The sequence below is a fragment of the Pseudoalteromonas sp. ESRF-bin5 genome (assembly GCF_002632075.1).
In the GTDB taxonomy this organism is placed as follows: domain Bacteria; phylum Pseudomonadota; class Gammaproteobacteria; order Enterobacterales; family Alteromonadaceae; genus Pseudoalteromonas; species Pseudoalteromonas marina.
Map to the genome: position 1 here is coordinate 1 of NZ_NTLW01000160.1, position 7,939 is coordinate 7,939.

At 42.2% G+C, this 7,939-nt stretch carries 9 protein-coding genes and 1 pseudogene; 9 read left to right on the plus strand and 1 reads right to left on the minus strand.

The genetic code is table 11. The annotated features are described in order from the left end of the window. From BCG07_RS08975 to BCG07_RS09015, 9 genes and pseudogenes are all read left to right on the plus strand, one after another. A pseudogene (locus tag BCG07_RS08975) lies at positions 1-147 on the plus strand (tRNA (cytosine(32)/uridine(32)-2'-O)-methyltransferase TrmJ); the annotation flags it as partial. A 233-nt stretch (positions 148-380) separates the two neighbouring features. After that, positions 381-872, plus strand: coding sequence for a Fe-S cluster assembly transcriptional regulator IscR (iscR, locus tag BCG07_RS08980; protein ID WP_006791973.1), 492 nt, complete (start codon positions 381-383; stop codon positions 870-872). A 24-nt stretch (positions 873-896) separates the two neighbouring features. Further along, a complete protein-coding gene (locus BCG07_RS08985) occupies positions 897-2,114 on the plus strand; it encodes an IscS subfamily cysteine desulfurase (RefSeq protein WP_006791974.1) in 1,218 nt (405 codons plus the stop codon). A gap of 48 nt (positions 2,115-2,162) precedes the next feature. After that, the gene (gene iscU / locus BCG07_RS08990) at positions 2,163-2,546 is read left to right on the plus strand and encodes a Fe-S cluster assembly scaffold IscU (RefSeq protein WP_006791975.1); all 384 of its coding nucleotides are present in this window, start codon (positions 2,163-2,165) and stop codon (positions 2,544-2,546) included. Positions 2,547-2,558: 12 nt separating this feature from the next. Beyond that, complete coding sequence (iscA, locus tag BCG07_RS08995; RefSeq protein ID WP_006791976.1) at positions 2,559-2,882, plus strand: iron-sulfur cluster assembly protein IscA; 324 nt, start codon at positions 2,559-2,561, stop codon at positions 2,880-2,882. A 75-nt stretch (positions 2,883-2,957) separates the two neighbouring features. Further along, positions 2,958-3,485 (plus strand): co-chaperone HscB, encoded by a 528-nt coding sequence (hscB, locus tag BCG07_RS09000; RefSeq protein WP_008131647.1) that lies wholly within the window; start codon positions 2,958-2,960, stop codon positions 3,483-3,485. A 41-nt stretch (positions 3,486-3,526) separates the two neighbouring features. Beyond that, entirely contained in the window at positions 3,527-5,389 is a 1,863-nt protein-coding gene (hscA, locus tag BCG07_RS09005; protein ID WP_286889894.1) for a Fe-S protein assembly chaperone HscA, read from the plus strand. A gap of 11 nt (positions 5,390-5,400) precedes the next feature. After that, positions 5,401-5,739, plus strand: coding sequence for an ISC system 2Fe-2S type ferredoxin (gene fdx, locus BCG07_RS09010; protein WP_006791979.1), 339 nt, complete (start codon positions 5,401-5,403; stop codon positions 5,737-5,739). 177 nt (positions 5,740-5,916) lie between these two features. Then, the gene (locus tag BCG07_RS09015; RefSeq protein WP_286889895.1) at positions 5,917-7,344 is read left to right on the plus strand and encodes an NAD-dependent succinate-semialdehyde dehydrogenase; all 1,428 of its coding nucleotides are present in this window, start codon (positions 5,917-5,919) and stop codon (positions 7,342-7,344) included. 274 nt (positions 7,345-7,618) lie between these two features. On the opposite strand, the gene BCG07_RS09020 is transcribed toward BCG07_RS09015, so the two are convergent. Next, the coding region (locus tag BCG07_RS09020; protein WP_286889896.1) for an HD-GYP domain-containing protein at positions 7,619-7,939 on the minus strand (321 nt) is incomplete at its 5' end.

Sequence of the window (7,939 nt, forward strand, 5' to 3'; positions counted from 1 at the left end):
TATAACACAGGTTTTATTATCAAACAGCACCCAGGCATTGTGATGACAAAGCTTCGTCGTTTATTTAACCGTGCACGCCCAGAAGAGGCTGAAATGAACATTTTGCGCGGTATTCTTACCTCTATAAATAAATCGATTCCTAAGTAAGGTATAGCAATTAGTTATATAAACGGGTGTTTAAATAACTGGCTAATACTTGACTAAATTACTCAGGTAATTACAATGGAGACAATACTTGACCAAACAGGTCAGGTATTAAAAATTTGTTAACTACATATCACTTTGAGCGATATGTTTTTAAATCAAATTTTTATCAAGTGATAATACTTGACTAATTTACTCTGGTAATTAAAATTTGCACTCTTTGTGCAGGGGGCGTTATGAAATTAACATCAAAAGGCCGATATGCCGTTACAGCGATGCTTGATGTTGCGCTGCACACAGGTGTTGGTCCTGTCGCCCTTGCTGATATTTCACAAAGACAAGAAATTTCTTTGTCATACCTTGAACAATTATTTGCTCGGCTGCGTAAAAATGGCTTGGTAAGTTCGGTTCGAGGACCTGGTGGCGGCTATTTACTAGGGCGAGAAGCCGGTGTTATTTCTGTTGGTGACATTATTACCGCAGTTGATGAATCAGTTGATGCAACACGTTGCCAAGGCGCCAACACTGGCTGCCAAAGCGGTATGCGCTGTTTAACCCATAATTTATGGTCAGACTTGAGCGCACGTATAGAAGAATTTTTGAACAGTATTACCCTTGCTGAATTGGTGGAAAAATCAGATGTGAAAGAAATTGCATCGCGCCAAGATAACAGTATCAATAACGCAATTAAGCAGTTGGAAAACATTCAAGTAAGTTGTCAACTTTAAGGTTGACCTGCAGCGGAGAGAGAAATGAAGTTACCGATTTATTTAGATTACGCAGCAACCACGCCTGTTGATGAGCGTGTTGCTAAAGAAATGATGCAATGCCTTACAATGGACGGTAAATTTGGTAACCCTGCATCACGTTCACACCGTTTTGGTTGGCAAGCTGAAGAAGCCGTTGACCAAGCACGTACAGATATTGCTGATTTAGTAAATGCAGACCCACGTGAAATTGTGTTCACTTCGGGTGCAACTGAATCAAATAACCTAGCTATTAAAGGTGCAGCACAGTTTTACAAAAAGAAAGGTAAGCACGTTATTACCGCTAAAACTGAGCACAAAGCAGTCATCGACACATGTCGTGAATTAGAACGTCAAGGTTTTGAAGTAACCTATATGGACGTTGAAGAAAATGGCTTGCTTGATCTGCAAAAGCTAGCAGACACAATGCGTGACGACACAGTACTTGTCAGCATCATGCACGTGAATAACGAGCTAGGTGTAATTCAAGACATCGCGACGATTGGCGAAATGTGTCGTGAACGTAAAATCATGTTCCACGTAGATGCTGCGCAAAGTGCAGGTAAAGTACTTATTGACGTACAACAACTTAAAGTTGATTTTATGTCGTTCTCTGCGCACAAAGCATACGGCCCTAAAGGTGTAGGTGCGCTTTACGTTCGTCGTAAACCACGTGCTCGTTTAGAAGCGCAAATGCACGGTGGCGGTCATGAGCGTGGTATGCGTTCAGGTACACTTGCAACTCATCAGTTAGTGGGTATGGGTACTGCATTTAGAATCGCAAAAGAAGATTTTGAAAAAGATTTTGCACACATCAGCGCATTACGTAAACGTCTAATTGACGGCATTATGGCTGATATGGACGAAGTATATTTTAACGGCACACAAGATCAATCAGTACCGGGTATTGTAAACATCAGCTTTAACTTTGTTGAAGGTGAATCGTTACTTATGGCAGTAAAAGACATTGCGGTATCGTCAGGTTCAGCCTGTACATCTGCAAGCTTAGAGCCTTCTTATGTTCTACGTGCACTTGGCCGTAACGACGAATTAGCACACAGCTCAATTCGTTTCAGTATTGGTCGTTTTACTACCGAAGAAGAGATTGATTACACCGTTGAATTAATGAAAAACTCTATCGGTCGCCTACGTGAAATGTCTCCACTTTGGGAGATGCATCAAGAAGGTATTGATTTAGATTCAGTTGAATGGGCTCACCACTAATACTTAGTGATGTAAGCACATACCCTAGCAGGTAATGAGGATAGAATTATGGCGTACAGTGATAAAGTAATCGACCACGTAGAAAACCCACGTAACGTAGGTGCTCTAGACAAGAACGATCCGTCAGTGGCAACGGGTATGGTAGGCGCACCAGCATGTGGTGACGTAATGAAATTGCAAATTAAAGTATCGGATACTGGCGTTATTGAAGATGCAAAATTCAAAACCTACGGTTGTGGCAGCGCAATTGCCTCTTCTTCACTTGTAACAGAGTGGGTTAAGGGTAAAACACTTGATGAAGCAGCAACCATAAAAAACACTGATATCAGTGCTGAGCTAGAATTACCACCAGTGAAAATTCACTGTTCAATTTTAGCCGAAGATGCAATTCAAGCAGCAATTGCAGACTACAAAAGCAAACAAGCGAAGTAAGAAGAGAAACTCATGGCAGTGACATTGACAGATGCGGCAGCAAACCGCGTACAATCATTTTTAGCAAACCGCGGCAAAGGGTTAGGTCTGCGCGTTGGCATTAAAACGACGGGCTGTTCAGGTCTTGCTTATGTACTTGAGTTTGTTGACGAGTTAAACGAAGACGATGAAACCTTTGCGGCTAAAGGCGTTACTTTAATAGTTGACGCAAAAAGCTTAGTTTACATCGATGGCACAGAGCTCGACTACACTAAAGAAGGTTTAAATGAAGGGTTTAAATTTAATAACCCTAACCAAGCTGACGAGTGTGGTTGTGGCGAAAGCTTTACCGTTTAATTGCTACGTGTAATTGTATTTTGAAGCCCTGCAACTGTAGGGCTTTGTTATTTCTGAATATTACTGGTTGAAGCTATGCGTTACTTTGAATTATTTGCAGTGCCCGTTGATTATAATATTGATTTAGCAACGATTAATAAAAATTACCTAGAGTTGCAGCGTGCTGTACATCCCGACCGCCATGCCAATGCAAGCAGCCGTGATAAGTTAATGTCGGTGCAAAGCGCAGCTGAAATTAACGACGCCTTGCAAACACTTAAGCACCCAGTTAAACGTGCTGAGTATATGTTAAGCGAGCTGGGAGTTGATATTCGCGCTGAGCAACAAACACTGCAAGATCCATTATTTTTAATGCAACAAATGGAATTGCGCGAAGAGCTTGAAGAGCTTGCATCAGCGAGTGACCCGGATGCGGCCATTGCTAATTTTGAAAAACAAATAAAACAACTTAACGAGCAATACAGTGCACAACTTGCAGAACAGTTAGCAAGCAGCAACGAGCAACAGTACCAACTCGCTGCCGATAATATTCGTAAACTGAAGTTTGTTTATAAATTACGTGACGAACTAGAACGCATTGAAGACAGTTTATTTGACGATTAATTACTTGCTGTAAAGCGAGCAAAACGAGTTTAAAGAGCATTATGGCATTATTGCAAATTGCTGAGCCGGGGCAAAGCGCGGCACCACACGAACATAAACTAGCCATAGGTATTGACCTTGGCACTACTAATTCATTAGTTGCTACCGTACAAAGTGGCGAAGCGCGCACTTTAACAGATGAGTTAGGTGCGGCAATGTTGCCGTCGGTTGTTCGTTATCAAGCCGGTGGTATTACTGTGGGTAGCGATGCGGCTCAAGCTGCAACACAAGACCCTGCAAATACACTTATTTCGGTAAAGCGTTTTTTAGGCAAAACACAGGCTGAAATAGAGCAAAGCTACGGCCAATTACCGTATGAGTTTTGTGAAGATAATGGCTCGCTTGCCATTCAAACAGAGGCTGGAAAAGTCAGCCCAGTTAAAGCGTCAAGCCACATATTAGCCGCGTTGAAAGCGCGTGCAGAACAAAGTTTTGGTAATCAAGAAATTTTAGGCGCTGTTATTACCGTTCCTGCGTATTTCGATGATGCTCAGCGTCAAAGTACTAAAGATGCAGCAGAGCTTGCTGGCATTAATGTATTACGCTTGTTAAACGAGCCAACAGCGGCGGCTGTTGCCTATGGTTTAGATTCGGGCCAAGAAGGGATCATTGCCGTTTACGACTTAGGCGGTGGTACATTTGATATTTCTGTTCTTCGTTTACATCAAGGTGTGTTTGAAGTAATGGCAACTGGCGGTGACTCAAGCTTAGGTGGTGACGATTTTGATTCACTACTCGTTGATTACTTTAAGCAGCAAACCGGTGTGTCAGCGTTATCACCTTCGGTTTTACGTTTATTTATTAACAAAGCCAAAGCCTGTAAAGAAGCGTTAAGCCAATACGCAAAAGTAAATGTAGGGCTTGAGTTTGACGGGCAAAACCACACGGTAGAAGTAACGCGCGAAACATTTGACGAAATGGCTATGCCACTGGTTAAAAAAACACTGCGTTCGTGTCGCCGAGCTGTTAAAGATGCTGGCATTGAAAACGAAGAAGTTTTACAAGTTATTATGGTCGGCGGTTCAACGCGTATGCCACTGGTACGCAGCCAAGTACATAGCTTTTTTGATAAAGAACCGCTAACCTCAATCGACCCTGACCGCGTTGTGGCATTGGGTGCAGCACTGCAAGCAGACGTGCTCATTGGCAATAAGCCAGACTCAGATATGTTATTACTTGATGTACTGCCACTGTCGCTTGGACTCGAAACCATGGGCGGTTTGGTTGAAAAAATTATTCCGCGTAACACCACTATTCCGGTAGCGCGTGCTCAAGAATTTACGACGTTTAAAGATGGCCAAACGGCGATGTCTTTGCATGTATTACAAGGTGAGCGTGAGCTGGTTGACGATTGTCGTTCACTTGCTAAATTTAGCTTAAAAGGTATTCCACCAATGGCAGCTGGCGCTGCGCATATTCGGGTTACCTTTAAAGTAGATGCTGATGGTTTATTAAGTGTCTCAGCGATGGAAAAATCAACGGGTGTGCAAGCCGAAATTCAGGTTAAACCTTCGTTTGGTTTATCTGACGACCAAGTGGCTAACATGCTAAAAGAGTCGATGAGCAACGCAAAAGACGACATGCAAGCACGAATGCTTAAAGAGCAACAAGTTGAGGCTCTTCGTGTTATTGAGGCACTAAATGCTTCATTAGATGCTGATGGCGCGTTACTTGATGACGCTCAGCTTACAAATTTAAGAGCTGAAATTGCAGAGCTGGTAAAAGTGCGCGAAAATGCTCAACAACCTAGCGAAATTAAAGCGGCTATCGAAAAAGTAGATAACGCCAGTAGTGAATTTGCATCGCGCAGAATGGATGCATCAATTAAAAAAGCCCTAACGGGTCAGTCAGTAGACAACATTTAAGAGAGATTAGAATGCCACAAATTGTTTTTCTTCCACATCCTGAATTGTGTCCTGACGGCGCTGCAATTGAAGCACCTGAGGGGCAAACTGTGCTCGACGCGGCGCTTAAAAATGGCATAAGCATTCCACATGCATGTGAAAAGTCGTGTGCGTGTACTACGTGTCATTTAGTTATTCGTGAAGGGTTTGATTCACTTGATGAAAGTGACGACCTAGAAGACGATATGCTAGACAAAGCGTGGGGCTTAGAGCCTGAGTCGCGCCTTGGTTGCCAAGCAATAATTAGAGATGAAGACTTAGTGGTTGAAATACCTAAGTACAATCTCAATATCGTTAATGAAGAGCACTAGTTTTTAATTAACGACTAATCTATTAAAAGCCGCTGTTTAATACAGCGGCTTTTTTGTTTGTAAATTGTAGGCGTGACGAGTAAAGCTCGTAAGTTATTTTGTAGACGTAAAGAGTTAGCCTTGGCTCTATGCCACGCATTAAAAGCTAACCCCTAAAATATTTTTCGGAGGTGTACTTTGAGTAATCTAATTTTTTGTGACTCGTTTATTGATGGTGAATTTTATAAAACCAATGAACACTTTAGCGTTAACGATCCCGCTACCCAACAAAGTATTATTGAAGTAAGTGATATAGACGAGCAAGGCGTTAATAGCGCCATAACTGCCGCACAGGGCGCTTTTGTAAAATTAAAAAACACTAACGCCACTGAGCGTAGTGAAACACTAATGCGCTGGTATGAGCTTGTGATCAAGCACAAAAAAACACTAGCTGAACTAATGACCAAAGAGCAAGGTAAGCCGCTTAAAGAATCGCTGGGCGAAATAGATTACGGTGCAGGCTTTATAAAATGGTTTGCAGAAGAAGCTAAGCGAAGTTATGGCGATGTGATCCCACCTACCGACAATAACCACCGTTTAACCAGTTTTAAGCAACCTGTAGGCGTTGTAGCAGGTATTACTCCTTGGAACTTCCCGGTTGCTATGGTGACACGTAAAGTGGCGCCAGCATATGCTGCAGGCTGTAGTTTTATATTAAAGCCTTCTGAGCATACGCCGCTATGCGCGATTGCATTAGCATACCTAGCCGACCAAGCTGGCTTTGTTAAAGGGGCATTTAACGTACTTGTATCGCAAGACGCTAAAACAGTGGGAAAGATGCTCACTGACTCACATATTGTTCGCAAGTTTACTTTTACTGGCTCTACAGGTGTTGGTAGCCAATTACTTAAGCAATGTGCCGACACGGTTAAGCGTACCTCAATGGAATTAGGCGGCAATGCGCCGTTTATCATTTTTGATAATGCGGATCTGGATGATGCGATTGACGGGCTTATGGCGGCTAAATTTAGAAACAGTGGCCAAGCATGTGTAGCCGCAAACCGCATTTTTATTCAGCGCAGTATTTTAGATGAAGTGCTGAGTAAAATTACGCCTAAAGTAGCCTCATTAAAAGTAGCCAATGGGTTTGAAGAGGACGTAGATATTGGCCCCCTTATTTACCCAAAAGCGAAAGAGAAAGTGCAGCAGCTTGTGCAAGATGCACTTGATAAAGGCGCAGACCTAATAGGGGATAACAGCAGTTTAGGCGGCAGCTTTCAAAACCCGCTCATTGTTACTAACGTAACGACTGAAATGGATATATACCACGAAGAAGTATTTGGCCCTGTGCTAACGATCATCCCTTTTGATGAAGAAGCAGAAGTGCTTTCGCTTGCTAATGATGTTCCCTATGGTTTAGCCGCTTATTTTTATAGCCAAGATTTAAAACAAGTTTACCGCATTAGCGAAGGGCTTGAGTTTGGCATGATAGGCGTAAATGAAGGGGTAATATCAAACCCCGTTGCTCCGTTTGGTGGGGTAAAACAATCTGGCTTAGGGCGAGAGGGTGGACACCAAGGACTTAATGAATACCTGGAAGAAAAATACGTGTGTATCAAAATTTAATAGCAATCCGCGATTTTACGCTTCTTAAGGTTCTTAGGCTGTGTTTCGGTAACGTTTGTTTATTACAATAATATGGCGAAATCATGAACTTTTCTTTTTGCTATTGATACAGCAAGGACTAAGTGCTACCTTTGCCACATATTTTTTGTTAATAAAACAACACTAAAAACCAAATAAAAAGTAAAAGGATTTCTATAAGTAGAAATAACCCCGTGTGTAAATGCCACCGTAAGGTGGCATTTTTTTGTTCAGCGTCGTTAATTTTAGTAGGGCATTAACGGATTGGTTTATATCCAGGTAGGTTATTAAGGTCTACGTCATCAAGCTGTTCAGGGTTTGCATATTCACTAATGTAATTTTTGTACACGCCTGATTCGACAAATACAGCAAAAATATCAGGATCTAGGTGGTTTTTTTCAACCATAGTACCGAGTATAAATAAACACTCACTTACCGGCTTTGCCTTTTTGTAAGGCCTATCTACCGCTGAAAGTGCTTCAAATATATCGGTAATTGCCATTAACCGAGCAGGTATCGACATTTGCTCTTTGGTGAGACCCCTTGGGTAACCTGTACCATCGAGTTTTTCATGATG